A 19,634-nucleotide genomic window follows, 5' to 3' on the forward strand; every position below is an offset into this window, starting at 1 on the left:
GCCGGCTGCGCCGCGCTTCGTCACGGTCAGCCGCCGGTGGATTCGCGAACGATGGTCCAGCGGCCGTTGTGGTTCACCATGTCCAGCGTCTTGCGGCTGGCGACATTGAGCGCATCGGCCGTGTAGGCCTGGCGGAAACGGGCCGTGGCCTTGTCGCCGTTGACCGCGACCGAGATGTCGGAGATCTGCACGCTGATCCTGGATTTTCCGACGATGCGCGCTTCACGCTCCTTTTCCCAAGCGGCACGGGTCTGGCGGCCGGGAGGATCGAATGACTTGTCGTAGGCGCCGAGGTAGGCGGCCATGTCCTTGGCGGACCAGGCGGCGGCCCAGGCCTGCACGGCCGCGGTAACGGCGGCCTGCAGGGACGCATCGCCGGCAGCGGCGGCGGGCGACGCGGCAATGGCCGGAGCGGGGGATGCCGCGGCAGCGGGTGCGGGTGCGGGGGCTGGCGCGGCAGGCGCCGGTGAAGGGGCTGCCACGGGCGCTGCGGCGGCGGGTGCCGTTGCGGCGGGCCGCTGCGTGGCCGCCACGGCTGGCGCCGGCGCGGGGGCCGCGGCCCCGGGGCGAGCGGGCTTGCCGGCTGCGGCTTCCGCGGTGAACAGCTCGCGGATCAGCGCCAGCTTGGGCTTGACGGAGCTGGCGTTGGCCGCATCCAGCTGCAGCGCCTTGTTGTAGGCCTGGCTGGCCAGCTTGGCATAGATGTCGCCCAGGTTCTCATGGGCGGTGGCGTAGCTCGGGTTGGTGCGGATCGCCATTTCGAGCGCCGTGCGGGCCTTGTCCAGCTGGTTCTGGCTGGCATACAGCACCGCCAGATTGTTGTAGGGCTCGGGCAGCTCGGGATACTCTTCCGTGAGCTTGGTGAACGTGGTGATCGCATCGCCGGGCTTGCCCGAGTCCGCCTGCGCCACGCCGCGCAAGAAGCGCAGCTGTGGGTCGCGCGGGGCGGCGGCAAGGCGCTGGTCGGCCTTCACCAGGGCTTCGGCCGGCTTGCCGGCCTTGATCAGCTGGGTGATTTCCGCATAGTCGTTCGCATGGGCCGCACCGGTGCCCAGCAGCGCGGTCAGTGCCAGCAGGCGCAGCAGGTGGGGGAGGGTGCGTCGGACTTGCTTCATGGGGGATTCAAGGGTGTTGGGCAGCGTCTGTCCCGGGCGGGGGCTTATACTGCGGCGGATTGTAGCTGAGGGGGTTGTCATGACGGTGCGCTGTTGCCGCGGGTGATTTCGCTGGAGGCCCCCTTGCTGGGCCAACTCCCTCCAGGGGCCTTTGCCCCCTGCTGCCGGGTGAACCTTTTTCACCCAACCACCCCATCCCCCGTGACTGAAATCCCATGAGTTTGCGCATCTACAACACGCTGTCGCGTGCATTGGAGGAGTTTTCCCCGCTCGAACCTGGCCATGTGCGCATGTACGTGTGCGGCATGACCATCTATGACCTGTGCCACATCGGCCACGCCCGCATGATGATGGCGTTCGATGTCGTGCAGCGCTGGCTGAAAAGCAGTGGCTACCGCGTCACCTATGTGCGCAACATCACGGACATTGACGACAAGATCATCAAGCGCGCGCTGGAGCGGGGCATCACCATCCGTGCCCTCACGGACGAGATGATCGCCGCCATGCACACCGACATCGCGGCGCTGGGCATCGAGCCCCCGTCGCTGGAGCCGCGCGCCACCGAATACGTGCCCCAGATGCTTTCGCTGATCGGCACGCTGGAAGGCAAGGGCCTGGCCTACCGCGCCGGCAATGGCGACGTGAACTACTCCGTGCGCAAGTTCGACGGCTACGGCAAGCTCTCGGGCAAGTCGCTCGACGAATTGCGCGCGGGTGAGCGCGTGGCCGTGCTCGATGGCAAGGAAGACCCGCTCGATTTCGTGTTGTGGAAAGCCTCCAAGCCCGAGGAGCCACCCGAGGCCAAGTGGGACAGCGAATTCGGCTCGGGCCGCCCCGGCTGGCACATCGAGTGCTCGGCCATGTGCGGCGCCACGCTGGGCGAGACCTTCGACATCCACGGCGGCGGCATGGACCTGCAGTTCCCGCACCACGAGAACGAGATCGCCCAGAGCGAAGGCGCCAATGGCAAGCCCCTGGCGCGCTTCTGGGTGCACAACGGCTTCGTGCGCGTGGACAACGAGAAGATGAGCAAGTCGCTGGGCAACTTCTTCACTATCCGCGACGTGCTGGCGAAGTACGACGCCGAGACGGTGCGGTTTTTCATCGTGCGGGCCCACTACCGCAGCGCCCTGAACTACAGCGATGCCCACCTGGACGACGCGCGCCAGGCCTTGAAGCGCCTTTACACCGCCCTGAACCTCGTGGCGCCCGCCGAGGTGGCGGCTATTGACTGGGCGGCGCCGCATGCCGCCCGCTTCAAGGCCGCGATGGACGAGGACTTCGGCACCCCCGAAGCCATGGCCGTGCTGTTCGACCTGGCCGGCGAGGTCAACAAGACCCGATCTGTCGAACTGGCGGGGCTGCTCAAGGCGCTGGGTGGTTGCCTGGGGGTGCTGCAGGGCGACCCCAAGGCCTTCCTGCAGGCCGGGGCGGGCGGTATGGACGAAGCCGAAATCCAGGCCCGGATCGCCGCGCGCGCCGCTGCCAAGGCGGGCAAGGATTTCGCCGAGGCCGACCGCATCCGCAGTGCATTGCTGGCCCAGGGCATCGTGCTCAAGGACTCCGCCGCTGGCACCACCTGGGAAGCCGCGCAGTGATCGTTGTGTTTGTCATGGAAAACGCCTGCTGGGCAGATGGGACGCCCGGTGGCAGCTTCTAAAAAGATAGCATCCGAAGTGCTCGTGGCCGAGCCGGCGCTGGCCACGCCCGACTACTGGGCGGAGGCCTGCAAGCACCTGGTCAAGAAGGACCGGGTGATGAAGCGCCTGATTCCCCAGTTTGGCGACGCGGCGCTGCAGACACGCGGCGATGCGTTCACCACGCTCGCGCGCTCCATCGTGGGCCAGCAGATCTCGGTGAAGGCCGCGCAGACCGTGTGGGAGCGCTTTGCCGCGATGCCCCGCAGCATGAAGCCCGCCAGCGTGCTCAAGCTCAAGATCGACGACATGCGGGCCGCGGGCCTGTCTGCGCGCAAGGTCGACTACCTGGTGGACCTGGCGATGCACTTCGAGGGCGGCAAGCTGCACGTGAAGGACTGGGCCGCGATGGATGACGAGGCCATCATTGCCGAACTGGTGGCCATCCGCGGCATCGGTCGCTGGACGGCCGAGATGTTCCTCATCTTCTACATGATGCGCCCCAACGTGCTGCCGCTGGACGACGTGGGGCTGATCACCGGCATCAGCCAGAATTACTTTTCGGGCGATCCGGTCAGCCGCAGCGATGCCCGCGAAGTGGCAGAGGCCTGGAAGCCCTGGTGCAGCGTGGCGACTTGGTATATTTGGCGATCGCTGGATCCGCTTCCCGTGGCGTACTGAGCGAGATGCCCCTGGGTCCCCTTGCGCCGCGTGCCCGGGAGCGCCGCCAGCGCGGCGGCCCTCCTCGTGGGGCGCGCCCGTTTCGTGGGTTGTGGGTGGTGCGCAGCGCCCGGGACAGCGGACTTTTTATTTGTTGGACAAGCGTCATACCAAACTCGTAACGCGTCGGTTACAGTGCGTGCCATTCGTGGCGCCCGCACCCCGGCGCGCCCCAAGGAGAACAACGTTGGCGAAAAAGACCTTTCTGGATTTCGAGCAGCCGATTGCCGAACTCGAATCCAAAATCGAAGAACTGCGCTACGTGCAGACCGAGAGTGCCGTCGATATCTCGGAAGAGATCGACCAGCTGAGCAAGAAAAGCCAGCAGCTCACCAAGGACATCTACAGCGAGCTGTCGCCCTGGCAGATCACCAAGATCGCCCGCCACCCCGAGCGCCCCTACACGCTCGACTACGTGCGCGACATCTTCACCGACTTCGTGGAACTGCACGGCGACCGCCACTACGCGGACGACCTGTCCATCGTGGGGGGGCTGGCACGCTTCAACGGCCATGCCTGCATGGTGCTGGGCCACCAGAAGGGGCGCGACACCAAGGAGCGCGCGATGCGCAACTTCGGCATGAGCAAGCCCGAGGGCTACCGCAAGGCCCTGCGCCTCATGAAGACGGCCGAGAAATTCAAGCTGCCCGTGTTCACCTTCGTGGACACCCCCGGCGCCTACCCCGGCATCGATGCCGAGGAACGCGGTCAGTCCGAGGCCATCGGCCGCAACATCTTCGAGATGGCGCAACTCGAAGTGCCCATCATCACCACCATCATCGGCGAGGGCGGCTCCGGCGGCGCGCTGGCGATCAGCGTGGCCGATCAGGTGGTGATGCTGCAGTACGCCATCTACTCCGTGATCAGCCCCGAAGGCTGCGCCTCCATCCTCTGGAAAACCAGCGAAAAAGCGCAGGAAGCCGCCGATGCCCTGGGCATCACCGCCCACCGCCTGAAAGCGCTGGGCCTGGTGGACAAGATCGTCAGCGAGCCCGTGGGCGGCGCCCACCGCGACCACAAGCAGATGGCGGCCTTCCTCAAGCGCGCGCTGGGCGATGCGTTCCGCCAGGTGGCGGACCTGAAGACGAAGGACCTGCTGGACCGCCGCTATGACCGCCTGCAAAGCTACGGCCGGTTCAGCGACACCAAGGCGGAGAGCCGCTGACGGTTCCGGGGACGCTTTCCTGCCCAACACCAACGGCCCTGCGGGGCCGTTGGTGCTTCTGGACAGGGTTCTCCGCCGTTGCCGTGGCCGGGAGGCGCCGATAATCGGCCGCCATGTGCCGCCGCCCCCTTGTTGCCCTTGTTGTTGTTGACGCCGCCACGGGTTCCTGGCCCTTGCCCCGGCGCCACGGGGAGGCATGGACATGACCTTGTCCTTCGACGCGGCCATGCAGGCTTTCGAGCCCGCGCTGCCCCTGGCGGTCGGATTCAGCGGCGGTGCGGATTCCACGGCGCTGCTGCTGGCATGCGCCCGGCGCTGGCCTGGCCAGGTGCGGGCGATCCACGTGCACCATGGCTTGCAGCCAGCGGCTGACGGTTTTGCGCGGCACTGCGAAGACCTGTGCCAAGCCCTGGATGTGCCGCTGGCGGTGCAGCGCCCGGACGCCCGCCACGCGCCGGGGCAAAGCCCGGAAGACGCTGCACGGCAGGCAAGGTACAAGGCATTTGAGGCGGTAGCGCTTGTCAGTCAAGCGCATAATGCTATTAAATCAATAGCAATCGCGCAGCACGCGGATGACCAGGTCGAAACGCTCGTGCTGGCCCTGTCGCGCGGAGCCGGTGTGGCCGGGCTGGCGGCGATGCCCGCCCGCTGGCGCCGCGCGGGCATTGACTGGTACCGCCCCCTGCTGCGGGTGGCCGGGGCTGATGTGCGCCAGTGGCTGCGGGCACAGGGGCAGGGGTGGGTGGAAGACCCGACCAATGCCGATGAGCGCTTCACGCGCAACCGCATCCGCGCGAGGATCTTGCCCGTGCTGGAGGCCGCATTCCCTGCGTTTCGCGACACCTTTGCGCGGTCCGCCCTGCATGCGGCGCAGGCGGACGAACTGCTGGAAGAACTTGCACTGCAGGACCTGGCCATCGTGGGCGCACCGCCGCGCATCCGGGCCTTGCAGGGCCTGAGCCGCGCGCGGCAGGCCAATGTGCTGCGCCACTGGCTGCGCGTCGAGCACCACACCACGGCGGCCGCGGCGCAATTGAATGAACTGCTCGACCAGGTGCAGTCGTGCACCACAGGGGGCCACCGCATCCACATCAAGGTCGGGCACGGTTTTGCCGTCCGGTCCGGGCCGGAACTCGATTGGTACAGTCCAGAGGTGTTGGCCCCCTGATCGCACGAACCACGGCGGCGCGCCGAGGCAGTGTCCTTCAGCGTGGTGTCTGAGGCCCGAAATCCGAAGTCTGCGGCGGTGAGCTTCAAGGAAAAGCGCGAGATGGTCAGCCTGGGCAGCAAGTTGCCGAAGATCCGCTCGGTGGAGCTCGCGGGCAAATACAACAAAAGTGATGTCCATGCGCGGGCTGTCCAGCTTCACGCCCTGGTGCATCGACGTCAACGAAGAAGCCAGGTCCGCACGCGGATCACTTTTGAAAAAGACAAAAAATGGAACAAGCCGTCGTATCCGGCATCACATTCAACCGCGACGAAGCCAAGATCTCCGTGCTGGGCGTGCCCGACAAGCCGGGCATCGCCCACCAGATCCTGGGCGCCGTGGCCGATGCCAACATCGAGGTCGACGTGATCATCCAGAACGTGGGTAAGGACGGCAAGACCACCTTCAGCTTCACCGTGCACCGCAACGATTGCGCGCGCACCGTCGAGCTGCTCAAGGAGAAAGTGGTGCCCGTGCTGGGCGCGCAGGAGGTCGTGGGCGACACCAGCTGCTGCAAGGTGAGCATCGTCGGCAGCGGCATGCGCAGCCACGTGGGCGTGGCGAGCAAGATGTTCCGCACGCTGCGCGAGGAGGGCATCAACATCCAGATGATCTCTACCTCCGAAATCAAGACCTCCGTCGTGATCGACGAGGAGTACGTCGAACTGGCCGTGCGCAGCCTGCACAAGGCGTTCGAGCTGGACCAGCAAGCCGTCTAACCCGCCAGAAGCGCCCCGGAAATGGGGCATAATAGCGGGATTGGAAACGTGACCGAGTGGCCGAAGGTGCTCCCCTGCTAAGGGAGTATGGGGTGTAGAGCCTCATCGAGGGTTCGAATCCCTCCGTTTCCGCCAGACGCAAAAGCCCTGAGTGATTGATTCACTTGGGGCTTTTCTCTTTTGTGCCCAAGGAACTGGCACCGCAACGGGCATTTCACCCGGTTGCCCGTGCTTCGTCCTGAGGGGCCTCGCGCCGCATTGACGGACAGCCGGGTTGCGTTCGCGGTCCGCGTTGGGGAGCCGCCTGGCGCAGTCCCGCGCCACTACCTGAAGGCTACGAGCCAGCTCCCGCGATGAGCGCCAGGCATCAGGGCGCGAACACCACCGATGATTCTCCCAACTCCTTGCGGCCGCCCCGCTGATCGCCCGATCACGGCTGCCGCCCGGTCGGCTCACTGACGCGCAGCCCCGCAAAGGTCGCGAACTCAAAAAGCGCCGCCCCCTCCGGGCTGCAGCACTTGCACAGGTCTGCCAGCGCTGGTTCGACCTCCTGCAGCGTGAATCAGGGGGGCCGTGTCTCCCGCCGGTACGCGCAGGCTCTTGGTGCCGTCCACAGGATTCGGGCCGGTGCCGGGCGTGCGGCCGATGCGCTCGGCTCTGTGCGCGCCCGTTCAGCTTTGTGTGGATATCAACAGGCTACTTCTTGATTTTCCAGTCGTCGAAGTGGCTGCCCATTAAAAATATAAAAAATGCCTATGTTTTTATATAAAAAAAGATTGATTGTTTGAATGTTTCTGCGGGCTTAGTCTACGTGCAAGTTAGATCAAACGCGCCGCAAGCACGGCGGAGAACCAACAATGCACGAGTACGTGGACTACATCATCGTCGGCTCAGGGCCGGCGGGTTCAGTCATCGCCAGAAGGCTGAGCGAGCGGACCCATCACAGCATTTGCGTCATCGAGGCGGGTTCCGAGGACAAGGATTTCTTCATTCGCGTTCCTGTCGGTTTCGTCAAAACCCTGTACGGCGGGAAGATCACCTGGAACTACCAGACCGAACCTGCCGCCGCGACGCACAACAGAAAAATTGCCATGCCGCAGGGGCGGGTGGTGGGGGGCTCCAGCTCGGTCAATGGCCTGGTGTATTCGCGCGGTCAGCGCGAGGACTTCGATGACTGGGAAAAAATGGGAAATGCCGGCTGGGGCTATGCCGACGTCCTGCCCTACTTCAAGCGTTCGGAGCGCCGGCTGGGGCCTTGCGATCCGGAGTTTCGCGGCACGGCCGGGGAACTGCCCATCACGAATCCCGACTGGGCTTCGCCGCTGTGCGATGCCTTCATCAAGGGATGCGAGGAATTCGGTATTCCCTGCAACCCCGACTACAACGGCAGGGAGCAGCTGGGCGCGGGGTATTTCCAGCGCTACATCCACAGGAACCGGCGCGTCAATTGTTCCGATGCTTTCCTGCGGCCGGCAATGCAGACCGGTCGGGTGCAACTGAAGACAAACGCCGTGGTGTCGGAAGTCCTGTTCCAGGGCCATCGCGCCGTTGGCGTGAAGTACATCCGGCATGGCGCGTCGCACACGGTCTACGCCAACAAGGAGGTGATCCTCAGCGCGGGGGCCGTGAACTCGCCCAAGATCCTGCAACTGTCAGGCCTTGGAGACTCCGAGCTGCTGCGCCCGCATGGCGTCGCCGTCAAGCAGCATCTGCCTGGTGTGGGCGCGAATTTTCGCGATCACTATACGGTGCGCAGCATTGCGCGGGCGCAAGGCGCCACGACGCTCAACGAGTTGTCCCGGGGATGGCGCCTGGGCAAGGAGGTGCTCAGGTGGTTCGCGGGCAAGCCGAGCATCCTGGCGCTGAGCCCTTCGCTCGTCCATGTCTTCTGGCGAACCCCACTCAGCCCCGCGCGCGGCGACATCCAGATCCTGTTCACGCCGGCCAGCTACAAGGAGGGCAGCAACTACGTGCTCGACGACATGCCGGGCATGAGCACGGGCGCCAGGCAGCAGCGGCCTGAAAGCAGCGGCTATGTGCACATCCAGTCCAGGGACCCACTGCAGGCGCCGCTGCTCCAGCCGAACTTTCTCAGCCATGAGCTGGACCAGCGCACGCTGGTCGAAGCGCTGAAGCTCGCCCGGCAACTGATGGCCTCCTCGGCGATGGCGCCCTACCTGGTGAAGGAGCTGCAGCCTGGCAAGGACATCGCCACCGACGACGAGTGGCTGGACTATGCCCGGCAGAAGGGCACCACCGGCTATCACATGGTGGGCACCTGCAAGATGGGTCCGCGCGAGGACCGCATGGCCGTGGTCGATGCCGCGCTGCGGGTCCATGGCTGCGAAAACCTGCGCGTCGCGGATGCGTCCGTCATGCCCCAGGTTCCGTCCGCCAACACCCTGGCCGCCAGCCTGATGGTTGGCGAAAAGGCGGCCGACATGATTTTGGCGAAGTAAAGCATCTATGACTGGAGACAACGCAATGTCAGCATCCCTTCCCCAAGTTCTCGAATCCGTTTCGACGCTGAGCCTGATCGCGGGGCAACGCGTGGGCAGCGGCGCCAGCTTCGCCGTGCGCGACCGCTACTCGGGCGAGACGATCGCCCAGGTGGACCAGACCTCCCGGGAGCACATCCGGCAGGCCGTGGCCGTGGCGCGCCGCCATGTGAAGCAGGCGCCGGACGGCTACAAGCGTTCACGCATCCTGCGCAAGGCGGCGGAGATCATCCAGGCCCGCAGACAGCGCTTCATCGACATCATGGTGCTGGAGGCGGGGTTCACCGCGGCAGAATCGTCCGGTGAAATCGACCGCGGCCTGGATACGCTGGAAATCTCGGCCGAGGAGGCCAAGCGCATCTGCGGCGAGATGATCCCCATGGATGGCAACCCCGGCCAGAAAGATCGCATTGCCTTTACCCTGCGCACGCCGGTGGGCGTCGTGTGCGCCATCACGCCTTTCAATGCGCCGTTCAACGCCTTGCTGCACAAAATCGCTCCGGCCATTGCCGCGGGCAATGCGGTCATCCTGAAACCTTCTGGCTACACCCCGTTGACTGCCAGCCTGATCTGCGACGTTCTGCTGGAGGCCGGCTGGCCCGCCGAACTCATTTCCCTGGTCCATGGAGAAGGCGCGGAGGCGGGGGAATGGCTGCTGGACGAGCAGGGCATCGACTTCTACACCTTCACCGGCAGCACGCGGGTCGGCCGCATCATCCAGCAAAAGGCGGGCAGCCGGCGCACGCAGCTCGAACTGGGCAGCATCGCCTGCACGGTGATCTGTGACGACGCCGATCTCGACATGGCCTTGCCGCGCATTCTGCGTGCCACGTTCCGCAAGGCGGGCCAGGTGTGCACGTCGATCCAGCGCCTGTATGTGGCGCAATCCCGGGTCGAGGAAGTCGCGGTCCGGCTGGAACAGGCCACGCGCGCTCTCAAGAGCGGCGATCCGCGGCAGGCCGGGACCGATGTGGGGCCGATGATTGCCGAGAAAGAGGCCATGCGCGCGCAGGCCTGGGTGCACGAGGCGGTGGCCCAGGGCGCACGGCTGGTCACGGGCGGCCAGCGAGAAGGGTCCGTGCTGGAGCCGACGATCCTGGCCGACGTGCGACCCGGGATGAAGGTGGTGGACCAGGAAATCTTCGCGCCGGTCGTCACCCTGATGCCGTTCCAGACGGTGTCCGAGGTCATCGACAGCATCAACGCCACGCCCTACGGCCTGGCCGCCGGCGTCTTCACCAATGACGTGAACACCGCTTTCTACATGGCCCGCCATCTGCGCGTGGGCGGCTTGCATGTGAACGAAACCTCCAGCTCGCGCAATGACGGCATGCCTTATGGCGGCGTCAAGGACAGCGGCTACGGCTTCGAAGGTCCGAAGTATGCGATCCGCGACATGACCGACGAAAAGGTCGTGACGTTTTCGCTGAACACCCCGGCCTGAGATGGCTCGGCGCCCCGCAGCGGACGCCGCGAATTTCACCAGCCTGCATGCGCCCTTGCTGAGCGCAATGGCCTTTGCTTGCCGTTCGAAGAGTGGCCAGCCACGCTGGCCCACCGCGTGTGGCCACCGCCTTCCGAGGAGGCCGCCTTTTGTCGTGGGGCGGCTGGCGGCAAAAGATGAAACCGACCGTTGCTTGATTTTTTTGGAGACAAACCATGAATACGAAGAAGACTTTCAGCATCTCGAAGATCGTGCGTGTCGTGCTGGGCCCCCTGGGGCTGGCGTTGAGCCTGGGGGCGCAGGCCGGGCCTTATCCAGAGCGGCCCATCAGCTTGATCGTTCCATATACCGCAGGGGGGGCGACAGACGTCTTGGCCAGAATGCTGGCCAAAGGCCTGTCTCAGGAACTGAAACAGCCGATCGTCGTGGAGAACGTTCCCGGTGCCGGGGGATCGATAGGCCAGTCGCGTGTGGCCAGGGCCGCGGCCGATGGCTACACCCTCCTTCTGGGCAATGTCGGAACGCTGGCTGCGAATGCCTCGGTCTACAAAAATCTGCCTTACGACGTTCTCAAGGACTTCACCCCGCTCGCCTCCGTGGGTGATGCTCCGCAGGTGCTTTCGGTGCGCGCCGATTTCCCGGCGTCGAACCTGGATGAGTTCGCCGCCTATGCCAAGACGCATGGCGCGAAAATGAACTTCGGCGATGCGGGCGTCGGCTCGGGCGCCTTCCTGGGGGGCGTGCTGCTCAACGCAGGCCTGGGCATCAACGTGCCGCCCGTTCACTATCGTGGCGCGGCCCAGGCGACGTCCGATGTGATGGCCGGGCAGATCGACTACACCGTGGAAAGCAGCAGCACGGCGGTCGGCTCGATTGCATCGGGCAAGATCAAGGGGCTGGTCGTGCTGAGCGCGCAGCGCGTGGGCGTGCTGCCGAACGTTCCCTCGGCCAGCGAGACCTCCTACAAGAATTTGAACTACACCATCTGGAACATGCTGCTGGTCAAGAAGGGCGTTCCCATGGCGACGGTCAATACGCTCAACGAGGCCATCAACAAGACGCTGGCCCAAGCGGACCTGCTGGAGCGTTACAGGCAAATGGGCCTGGCGGTCCCCAGCGCCGCGCAGCGCAGCACGGAAGGCGCCGAGAAGCTGCTGGCCGAGGAAGTGGCGCGCTGGCAAAAGCTCTTGAGCGAAGCGGGCGTGAAACCGGAGTAGAGGCAAAGGCTCTCCCGGCCTCCCAGTCTCATTGGAACGTGGAGATGGTCCTGGCCAAGGCCACCAGCTTGCGGATGACGGTCTGGCTCTGGTCCATGCCCCACGCGGCATTGAAGGAAATGCGGGGAAAAGCCGGTGCGCCTTTCAGCGCAATGAGTTCGCCGCTTTTCAATTCCGATTCAATCAGGGGATAGGTCATCAAGCCGATGCCCGTGCCGCAGCGGAGCAGCTCCTTCAGTGTCAATACATCGCCGCAGATATCGATCTTGATGCGGAGGCTGTTCTCCTTGACGAGTTTCGCCAGGATCGGATGCATGGGCGATTCTTTGGACAGCGACCACACGGGCTGCGAGCGCATCAGTTCCAGCCAGTGGGTCGCGGATTGGTCACCCTCGCGCCCCACAAGGGCCGGCGAGCCCACCAGCATCACGTCGACAGAGCCTATGGGCTCCACATGAAAGCGGTCGGAGGTCAGGGAAGGCGTGGCCATGAACACCAGGTCCAGGTGGCCCGTCTCCAGCTTGTTGACGCTCAGCGAGGTCTGCCCGACCTCCACCTCAAAATTCAGTTGCGGCATGGCCGCCCGCGCAGCGGTAATGAACTGCGAAAACCAGGTCTGGCCGATCAGGCCGGCAATGCCCAGGCGTATGAGCCCCGAGGCATGGGAGGCATCGTCGAGCGTATGAATGACATCATCGATGGCGGCCAGGAGGGGCTTGATCTGCTGAACCAGCTCCCGCCCTTGCGTCGTCAGGTCCATCCTGCGGCCACGCTTGTGAAACACCGGAAAGCCCAGCCTTCCCTCCAGCTCCCGCATGCGCGCGGAAACCGTGGGCTGGGTGGTGTACATGTGGTCCGCAGTGGCCTGGAAACTGCCTAGCTGTGCAATCTGGCACAGCGTCTGGAGATGCAGGATATTTACTTTCGCCATGTGGCCCTTTGTCGAATTCAGTGGACTCTGCCCCTGAGGCTACCTCAGGAGTCCTTGGTTCGGGTGGCAATGCCCCGTCAGGGCAAACACAGTAAGCTTGGGCCATTGTTTCAATGCTCCAGGTGCCATGCGTATCGCCGTTCTAGAAGACGATGCCCTTCTGCAAGATGTCCTTCGCGCCGCGACCCAAGGTGCGGGGCACGTGTGCCATGCGTACATGACAAGCGAATCCCTCCTCAAGGATTTGCGCCATCAGACGTTTGACCTCTTGATACTGGACTGGCACCTGCCGGATATGGACGGGCCGGAGGTTGCCCAGGCCGTCCGCAAGGTCAGGCCCGATGCGATGCCGATCCTGTTCCTCACCCGGCGCAACGGCGAGCAGGATGTCATCGAGGGGCTGACCTCTGGCGGCGATGACTTCATGACCAAGCCCGTCCGCATGGGTGAGTTGCTGGCGCGTATTCAAGCGTTGCTACGCAGGGCGCACCCGACCGTCATGGCGGATGTGCTGGACTTCGGTCGGTACCGGTTTGAACCCAGCACGCGGACGGTCGTGCTCGACGGCAAAAGCATCGAGCTGAAGAACAAGGAATACGAACTCGCGTTGTGCCTCTTTCAGAACCTCGGGCGCTTGATGTCGCGGGACCATCTGCGCGAGAAGGTATGGGCAGACGCCAGGGATGTCCACACCCGCACGCTTGACACACACGCCTCACGGCTTCGGACCCAATTGCTCCTGACCCCGGACAGCGGCTATGCACTTTCCGCCGTCTACGGGATCGGCTACCGGCTCGACAAGATTCACCAATCCGGGTGATGATGGGCTGGGGTGGCTGCAGCCTTGCAGGCCCGTAGATTCGCAGGCGCAGCCTTGGTCTTCCGGTTGCACCTGCCTGCGCCATAGGCGGCATGTCCACGGTCTCCCATCCTCCCGCGGTCTCTCGTTTTTCTTCCCCTCTGACCATGTCCCATCGCTTTTCGCTTCATTGCCTTGCCTTGTGGCTCGCGGCCATCGCCCTGCCCGGATGGGGCGCAACGCCGAAGGCACCGCAAGGGGGTGTCAAGGTCATGCACTGGTGGGTCGCGGGCGGAGAGCGTGCCAGCATGAATGCGGTTCGTGACCATGCCCTGCTGAATGGCGTGGGATGGGCCGAGCACTCGTCTGCCGGCAGTGGGACGGCCCGCTATACCGAAGCGCTCGCCAAGCGCCGGCTGGGCCCCGAAGCTCCCACGGTCGCGCAGATGATCGGATTTGAAATCCATGCCTGGGCCCGCAAGGGCTTGCTGGAGAACCTGGACGACATTGCAATGCGCGAAGAATGGGACGAGGTCGTTCCCATGGACATTCAACGCTTGTCCAAATGGAACGGTTCATGGGTGGCGACCCCTTTCAACGCCCATTCCACCAACTGGCTGTGGGTCAACAAGGCGCTGGCACAGCAGCTTGGGGCAGCGCAGGCGCCAGACGGTTGGGCGGATCTCATTGCCCTGCTGGACAAGGCCAAGGCCAGCGGCGTGTTGCCACTGGCCATTGGCCACGAAGCGTGGGAGCATACGTTGCTGTTCGAGTCCGTGGCCGTGGGGGTCGGGGGCGCGCAGTTCTACCGCAAAGCATTCATCGACCTGGACCCCGGCGTGCTCGATGAGGCCCGGCTGACGCTGATCTTTGACCGCATGAAACAGCTGGCGGGCTACCTGGGGCCCCGTTTTCCGACACGGCGCTGGGACGAGGCAACGACATTGGTCAGCCGGGGGGAAGCCCTCTTGCAGGTGCAGGGCTCCTGGGTGGACGGCGAATTCACGGCAATGGGCCTGGCGCCCGGGCGGGAATACGTCTGCTGGAGGTTTCCCGATACCCAGGGGGTCTACCTGTTCAATAGCGATCAGTTCGTCTTTCTGCGCCAGCCTCAAGGCCGGCAACCCGCCCAGGCCGCGTTCGCCACGGTCGTCATGGGCCCGGCGCTCCAGGAAGACGTGAACCTGCGAACTGGTGCCGCGCCGGCGCGGGTGGATGTGTCCAACCAGCGCTTCAACAGCTGCGGGCGCCGCAACATCACCGACATGCGCAACGCCAACATGCGCCGGGCGATGATGGGCTCCATCGCAATGGGCAACGCCAACCCTCCGGCGGTCAAGACCGCCATCTACGAGGTCGTGTCCCGGCACTTCAAGGGGGAGTTGAACACGCCCGACGCAGTCAAAGCCCTTCGCGGCGCCATCGCACAGGCCAGCCGATAAGCCGTCGCCCATCCACCGTACCTCTGACCATGTTCCTCGCAAGACACATTTCACATTGGCGCCTGGCGGCAAAGATCGTTTTCCTGGTCGCCTTGATGGGCCTGATTTCCGTGGCGATCACGGTTTACGCCACCACCCAGATGCGCAGCATCGACCAGCGATACACGCACCTCATCGCAAAGGAGGCACAAGGTGCCCTGGAGCTGAGCGATGCTGCGCTATTGCTGTCGGAATCCAACCGCATCGTGTATGCCGTCCTGACCGCGCAGGAGGAAGCAACGATGCTGGCGGAGCTCGAATCGCTCAAGCGGTTGCATGGGGGGTTCAACGCCAAGGTTGCTTCGGTGCTGTCGCTGATGCCGGATGAAGCAGCTGCCCTGCAGGCCATCGGCCAGCAGGCCGACGTGTCCTTTGCACAGGCCAACCGCATCGTTGAATCCGCCGCCCGCTGGCGCGGCGACCGCGCCTTGCAGATCATCCACGATGAGTTCGAGCCGGTGCTGCGGTCCCTGCAGCGGGACATGGCGCAGCTGCGCAGCAGATCTGTCGCGGGCTTCCAGCAAGCGAGCCAGCAACTGGGCGAAGCGACGCGCACCACGGTGGCGACTACGTTGCTCGGCGTGGGCCTGGGCCTGCTGTCCGTGATGGCGCTTTCCGGGTGGGTGGGGGTTCATCAGATATCAAGACCCATCGCGCGTCTGACGCAAGGCATGCATCAGCTCACCTTGCGCCAATACGACACCCCGGTGCTGGGCACCGACCGCCGGGACGAGGTGGGCACCATGGCGAAGGCGATGCAGGTTTTCAAGGACGGCATGCAACGCGCAGACCGCCTGGCCATCGAAGTCGCCGCCAGCGCCGAGGCGAGGCGCCTGTCGGAGCAACTCGTTGACCTGACCAGCGCGATTCCCGGCGCGGTGTTTCAGCTCCATGTGCAGCCGGATGGCACCCGCCGCTATCTGTATGTGAGCGACAAGGCGGAGGATCTGCACAGCCGCACCGCAAAGGAACTGCTGGGGGACGAGGGGTGGATCGGCGTTGAGTATGGAAACGCGGGTGATACGGCGCGCGACCGGTTCATGAGCAGCCTGGGCACATTGGAGCCGGTTCACTTCGCGGTGCAAATGGAGCGGGGTGGCCAGACCGTCTGGCTCGAGACGCTGGCGACAGCGCGGCGAACCCCCGACGGAGGCGCCTTGTTCAACGGTGTATGGCTGGATGTGACGCAGGCCCAGTTGCAGGCCCATGCGCTATCGAAAGCCAAGGAGGAGGCCGAACGCACGGCGGAAGAAAGGGCCGAGTTCCTGGCGATGATGAGCCACGAGATCCGCACGCCGCTGAACGCCATCCTGGGATTGACCCAGCTTGCGCTCAAAGACCGGCTGGACAGCCCGCAGCGCGAGCGGATCGAGAAGATGCAGCGGGCTGGCCGGCATCTGCTGGGCATCGTCGACGACATTCTTGATTTCTCGAAGATCGACGGTGGCCACATGGTTCTGGAGCATGCGCTTTTTCAGCCGCGCCAGATGGTTGGTGATGTCGCTGGCATGTTCATCGACAAGGCCGATGGAAAGGGGCTCGAGCTGCAGATTGACGTGGACAGCGACGTGCCCACGGCAGTGTTTGGCGATTCGCACCGGATGGGGCAGATCCTCATCAACTATGTCAACAATGCCATCAAGTTTACGGAACGGGGTACTGTCTCCATCCACCTGCAGCTGGCGAACGAACACAGCCAAGGCCTGTTGCTGCGCTGCGCCGTGCGGGACACGGGGATCGGCCTCTCGCCCGACCAGGAGGCCGGGCTGTTCCAGGCGTTTCACCAGGCCGATGCCTCCATCACCCGCCGCTTCGGCGGCACGGGCTTGGGGCTGGCGATCTCCCGCCGCCTGGCCGACTTGATGGGCGGCGCCGTGGGGGTGGCGAGCACGCCGGGGGTCGGCAGCACCTTCTGGTTTACCGCGCTGGTTCAGAGGACCACGCCGGCCTCCGGGGAACACACCGCGCACATCCTTCAGGCAGCGCCCGATATCGCAGGACTGAGCGGCCTGCGCGTGCTGGTCGTGGAGGACAACGAACTCAATCGTCTTGTGGCGCGCGGCCTGCTGGAAGCCGGGGGCATGCGTGTTGACCTGGCCGAGGACGGGGCGGCCGCACTGGACAAACTGCAGTCCGCCCCCGATGGCACCTACGCCGCTGTGCTGATGGATATGCAGATGCCCATCATGGACGGGCTTACGGCCACGCGCGAGCTGCGCGCACAGCCGAGATTCGCTGCGCTGCCCATCGTGGCCATGACGGCCAACGCCACGGCCCGGGACATCGAGCGGTCCCGCCAGGCGGGCATGAACGACCATCTCATCAAGCCTGTCCTGGAAAGCAATCTCTGGGACACGCTCCACCGCTGGATTCTGCCGGGCGACATGCAAGCCAGGGCGCGCCATGTTCCTGCCACGATTGCATTGCAGGCCAGGGAAAGATATGGCGTGGACTTTGATCCCGCCGCGTTGGAGGAAATGCGCGCAGGCTTGTCCCCCGCAGAGCTCAGCGCCTTGACGGCGAAATTCGCACAGGACTGCACCCAGCGTCTGCGGCGCCTGGAGCAGGCCGCCACGGACAACGACCGGGCTCGGCTGCACAAGGAAGCGCACGATCTTGCGGGCACGGCAGGGAGCTTTGGCCTCAATCGACTTGGTGAACTGGCTCAGACGCTGCATTCGTTGGCCTCGCTGGAAGCTGCAGGCGAACACTCCTTTGCCATCCCGCTGCAGGAGCTGCGCTCATGCGCGGAACGTGGTCTGAAGGAAATGCGCGACGCCGTTGCATCGCACGATGCGGAGCCCCACCCGGCCAGCCCCTCGCGCTGGTGAATGCTCCGGCATCGAATTCAATCCCGCCAGGATTGACCGGTGGGCTGCCCCGGCCATGCAACCGGAAGGAATGCGCGGTGGCATCCTGGGTATGCTCAGCGCGCAATCCGTCTGCCGGGCGCTGCTGAGCCATGGATGGGGCAAACACGCCCGACCTATTCTTCCGTCGCGCAATTGGCCCGCTTGAGCGCAGCATCTATCCAGGCGTTGTCCTGGGTGCCGTGCGCAATCTCCGCCACCATCACGGCCTCGATCTCCTGCTTCTTGTGCGCAGCGGCCAGCAACTGCTCGGCCTGGCCGTAGGGCACGCAGAGCAGGCCATCGTCGTCGCCGATGACCAGGTCGCCGGGTTCGATGACCATGCCGTCGATGGCGATGGGCACGTTGATCTCGCCGGGGCCATCCTTGTAGGGGCCGCGGTGCGTGACGCCGGCGGCGAACACGGGGAAGCTGTCCTTTCGCAGCACGGCGCTGTCGCGGATGGCGCCGTTGATGACGATGCCCGCAAAGCCCTTGAGCTTGGCTTCGCCCACCATGATCTCGCCGATGAGTGCGTTGGTGAGGTCGCCCCCCGCGTCCACCACGATCACGTCGCCGGGTTGCGCGATTTTCAAGGCCTTGTGGATCAGCAGGTTGTCGCCAGGGCGGGTCTTGATGGTGAGGGCCGGGCCGGCCATGGCGGTACCGTCGTGCATGGGGCGCAGGCGTGGTCCGCCGGCCGCCATGCGCGACATGCAGTCGCTGACGTTGGCCACGGGCACGTCGAGGAATTGCCGGGCCAGTTCCAGGCTCACGGCGCGTTGGCGCTTCAAGATTTGGCAGCCGATCATGGTGTGGTTCTCACTGGGATGGTGGAAAAGTGATGGGTGGAGTGATCAGTCGAGCGTGGTGCCCGAGCTCTTGACGATGGGCGCCAGGCGCGCGCGGTCGCTGGCATAGAGCCTGGCCATGTCGTCGGGCGTGCCGGTGATGAGCTCGGCGCCGGAGTCCGCGATCTTCTTGGCGGTATCGGGTGCGTTCACCACCTTGTTGATGGCCTCGTTGAGCTGCCTGACGATGGCGTCCGGCGTGCCGGCCGGGGCCATCACGCCCCACACGCTGGCCAGCTCCACGCCCTTGATGCCGGACTCGGTGTAGGTGGGCACGTCGGGCAGCAGCTTGGAGCGGCGCGCGGTGGTCACGCCGATGGCGCGTACCTTGCCCGACTGGATGTGCGAGAGCAGCGTGGGGATGGAGCCCATGTACATGTCGATGCGCCCGCCCAGCAGGTCGGGCATGGCCTGGGCCATGCCGCGAAACGGCACGTGCGTGAACTTCACGTTGGAGCTTTTCTGCCAGGCCTCGCTGATGATGTGCGAGATGGTGCCGGTGCCCGGCGTGGCAAAGCTCAGGCGCCCGGGGTCCTTCTTCGCGGCCTGGATGATGTCGTCCAGGGTCTTGTAGGGCGAGTCGGCGTTCACCACCAGCACGGCCGGGCCGGCGGCCACCAGGGCCACGGCGCGCAGGTCCTTGTCGGGGTTGTAGGTGAGCTTGGTGTACAGCAGCGGGTTGAGCACCACGTTGTCGGTCTGCGCCATCACCAGGGTCAGCCCGTCGGTGGGGGCCTTGGCCGTCTGGTCCAGCGCCAGGTTGCCGCCGGCGCCGGGCTTGTTCTCCACCACGATGGCCCAGCCGTAGGCATCGGTCAGCTTGGTGCCGACCAGCCGGGTCAGGGTGTCGGTGCCGCCGCCCGCCGGGAAGGGCACGATGAACTTGATGGGCCGTTGCGGGTAGTTGCCCTGGGCATGGGCCGGGGCGATGGTTGCCGTGGCGGCCGCCACGGCCAGCAGGCCGCCGAGGGCCAGGGTGCGTCGAGTCAAGGTCATTGCGA

Annotated in this window: 14 protein-coding genes, 1 tRNA gene and 1 pseudogene; 12 read left to right on the plus strand and 4 right to left on the minus strand. The window is 65.0% G+C overall.

From position 1 onward, the window contains the following. Positions 1 to 26: 26 nt before the first annotated feature. Complete coding sequence (locus AC07OD_RS01085; protein WP_494594672.1) at positions 27 to 1,115, minus strand: L,D-transpeptidase Cds6 family protein; 1,089 nt, start codon at positions 1,113 to 1,115, stop codon at positions 27 to 29. A gap of 215 nt (positions 1,116 to 1,330) precedes the next feature. On the opposite strand from AC07OD_RS01085, the gene cysS reads away from it, so the two are divergent. From cysS to AC07OD_RS01130, 9 genes and pseudogenes are all read left to right on the plus strand, one after another. Then, positions 1,331 to 2,713, plus strand: a complete 1,383-nt coding sequence (cysS, locus tag AC07OD_RS01090) for a cysteine--tRNA ligase (protein ID WP_494594674.1) — start codon at positions 1,331 to 1,333, stop codon at positions 2,711 to 2,713. 48 nt (positions 2,714 to 2,761) lie between these two features. Continuing rightward, the gene (locus AC07OD_RS01095) at positions 2,762 to 3,433 is read left to right on the plus strand and encodes a DNA-3-methyladenine glycosylase family protein (protein ID WP_218340742.1); all 672 of its coding nucleotides are present in this window, start codon (positions 2,762 to 2,764) and stop codon (positions 3,431 to 3,433) included. Positions 3,434 to 3,659: 226 nt separating this feature from the next. After that, positions 3,660 to 4,637: an acetyl-CoA carboxylase carboxyltransferase subunit alpha gene (locus AC07OD_RS01100; protein WP_218294027.1), complete on the plus strand. Its 978-nt coding sequence runs from the start codon at positions 3,660 to 3,662 to the stop codon at positions 4,635 to 4,637. Positions 4,638 to 4,839: 202 nt separating this feature from the next. Then, positions 4,840 to 5,805 (plus strand): tRNA lysidine(34) synthetase TilS, encoded by a 966-nt coding sequence (gene tilS / locus AC07OD_RS01105; protein WP_492806139.1) that lies wholly within the window; start codon positions 4,840 to 4,842, stop codon positions 5,803 to 5,805. A 42-nt stretch (positions 5,806 to 5,847) separates the two neighbouring features. Then, positions 5,848 to 6,563: pseudogene (locus AC07OD_RS01110) on the plus strand (ACT domain-containing protein); the annotation flags it as partial. A 42-nt stretch (positions 6,564 to 6,605) separates the two neighbouring features. Then, positions 6,606 to 6,698 (plus strand) — tRNA-Ser (locus AC07OD_RS01115). Between the two features lie 722 nt (positions 6,699 to 7,420). Then, entirely contained in the window at positions 7,421 to 9,022 is a 1,602-nt protein-coding gene (locus AC07OD_RS01120) for a GMC family oxidoreductase (protein ID WP_218294029.1), read from the plus strand. 25 nt (positions 9,023 to 9,047) lie between these two features. Further along, complete coding sequence (locus AC07OD_RS01125; RefSeq protein WP_494594678.1) at positions 9,048 to 10,505, plus strand: aldehyde dehydrogenase family protein; 1,458 nt, start codon at positions 9,048 to 9,050, stop codon at positions 10,503 to 10,505. 215 nt (positions 10,506 to 10,720) lie between these two features. Beyond that, positions 10,721 to 11,722: a Bug family tripartite tricarboxylate transporter substrate binding protein gene (locus AC07OD_RS01130; protein ID WP_218294031.1), complete on the plus strand. Its 1,002-nt coding sequence runs from the start codon at positions 10,721 to 10,723 to the stop codon at positions 11,720 to 11,722. A gap of 28 nt (positions 11,723 to 11,750) precedes the next feature. Here the strand turns inward: AC07OD_RS01130 and AC07OD_RS01135 are convergent, their stop codons facing one another. After that, positions 11,751 to 12,653, minus strand: coding sequence for a LysR family transcriptional regulator (locus AC07OD_RS01135; protein ID WP_218294032.1), 903 nt, complete (start codon positions 12,651 to 12,653; stop codon positions 11,751 to 11,753). Positions 12,654 to 12,780: 127 nt separating this feature from the next. Between AC07OD_RS01135 and AC07OD_RS01140 the strand changes: the two genes are divergently transcribed. The 3 genes from AC07OD_RS01140 (at position 12,781) to AC07OD_RS01150 (ending at position 17,764) form a co-directional block, all read left to right on the plus strand. Next, a complete protein-coding gene (locus tag AC07OD_RS01140) occupies positions 12,781 to 13,473 on the plus strand; it encodes a response regulator transcription factor (protein ID WP_218340745.1) in 693 nt (230 codons plus the stop codon). A gap of 146 nt (positions 13,474 to 13,619) precedes the next feature. Continuing rightward, on the plus strand, positions 13,620 to 14,894 hold the full coding sequence (locus tag AC07OD_RS01145; protein ID WP_494594680.1) for an ABC transporter substrate-binding protein: 1,275 nt from the start codon (positions 13,620 to 13,622) through the stop codon (positions 14,892 to 14,894). Positions 14,895 to 14,989: 95 nt separating this feature from the next. Then, positions 14,990 to 17,764, plus strand: a complete 2,775-nt coding sequence (locus AC07OD_RS01150) for a hybrid sensor histidine kinase/response regulator (protein ID WP_494595115.1) — start codon at positions 14,990 to 14,992, stop codon at positions 17,762 to 17,764. A gap of 155 nt (positions 17,765 to 17,919) precedes the next feature. Here AC07OD_RS01150 and AC07OD_RS01155 read toward each other — a convergent pair whose 3' ends face one another. After that, entirely contained in the window at positions 17,920 to 18,594 is a 675-nt protein-coding gene (locus AC07OD_RS01155) for an RraA family protein (RefSeq protein WP_494594682.1), read from the minus strand. A 45-nt stretch (positions 18,595 to 18,639) separates the two neighbouring features. After that, entirely contained in the window at positions 18,640 to 19,629 is a 990-nt protein-coding gene (locus AC07OD_RS01160; protein WP_494594684.1) for a Bug family tripartite tricarboxylate transporter substrate binding protein, read from the minus strand. Positions 19,630 to 19,634 lie beyond the last annotated feature (5 nt).

It is taken from the genome of Acidovorax sp. GW821-FHT10E03 (assembly GCF_059415205.1).

Coding starts and splice junctions, on each gene's coding strand:
- AC07OD_RS01085 (WP_494594672.1), bottom strand. CDS start 1,115: ATGAAGCAAGTCCGACGCACCCTCCCCCACCTGCTGCGCCTGCTGGCA.
- cysS (WP_494594674.1), top strand. CDS start 1,331: ATGAGTTTGCGCATCTACAACACGCTGTCGCGTGCATTGGAGGAGTTT.
- tilS (WP_492806139.1), top strand. CDS start 4,840: ATGACCTTGTCCTTCGACGCGGCCATGCAGGCTTTCGAGCCCGCGCTG.
- AC07OD_RS01120 (WP_218294029.1), top strand. CDS start 7,421: ATGCACGAGTACGTGGACTACATCATCGTCGGCTCAGGGCCGGCGGGT.
- AC07OD_RS01125 (WP_494594678.1), top strand. CDS start 9,048: ATGTCAGCATCCCTTCCCCAAGTTCTCGAATCCGTTTCGACGCTGAGC.
- AC07OD_RS01130 (WP_218294031.1), top strand. CDS start 10,721: ATGAATACGAAGAAGACTTTCAGCATCTCGAAGATCGTGCGTGTCGTG.
- AC07OD_RS01135 (WP_218294032.1), bottom strand. CDS start 12,653: ATGGCGAAAGTAAATATCCTGCATCTCCAGACGCTGTGCCAGATTGCA.
- AC07OD_RS01140 (WP_218340745.1), top strand. CDS start 12,781: ATGCGTATCGCCGTTCTAGAAGACGATGCCCTTCTGCAAGATGTCCTT.
- AC07OD_RS01145 (WP_494594680.1), top strand. CDS start 13,620: ATGTCCCATCGCTTTTCGCTTCATTGCCTTGCCTTGTGGCTCGCGGCC.
- AC07OD_RS01150 (WP_494595115.1), top strand. CDS start 14,990: ATGGGCCTGATTTCCGTGGCGATCACGGTTTACGCCACCACCCAGATG.
- AC07OD_RS01155 (WP_494594682.1), bottom strand. CDS start 18,594: ATGATCGGCTGCCAAATCTTGAAGCGCCAACGCGCCGTGAGCCTGGAA.
- AC07OD_RS01160 (WP_494594684.1), bottom strand. CDS start 19,629: ATGACCTTGACTCGACGCACCCTGGCCCTCGGCGGCCTGCTGGCCGTG.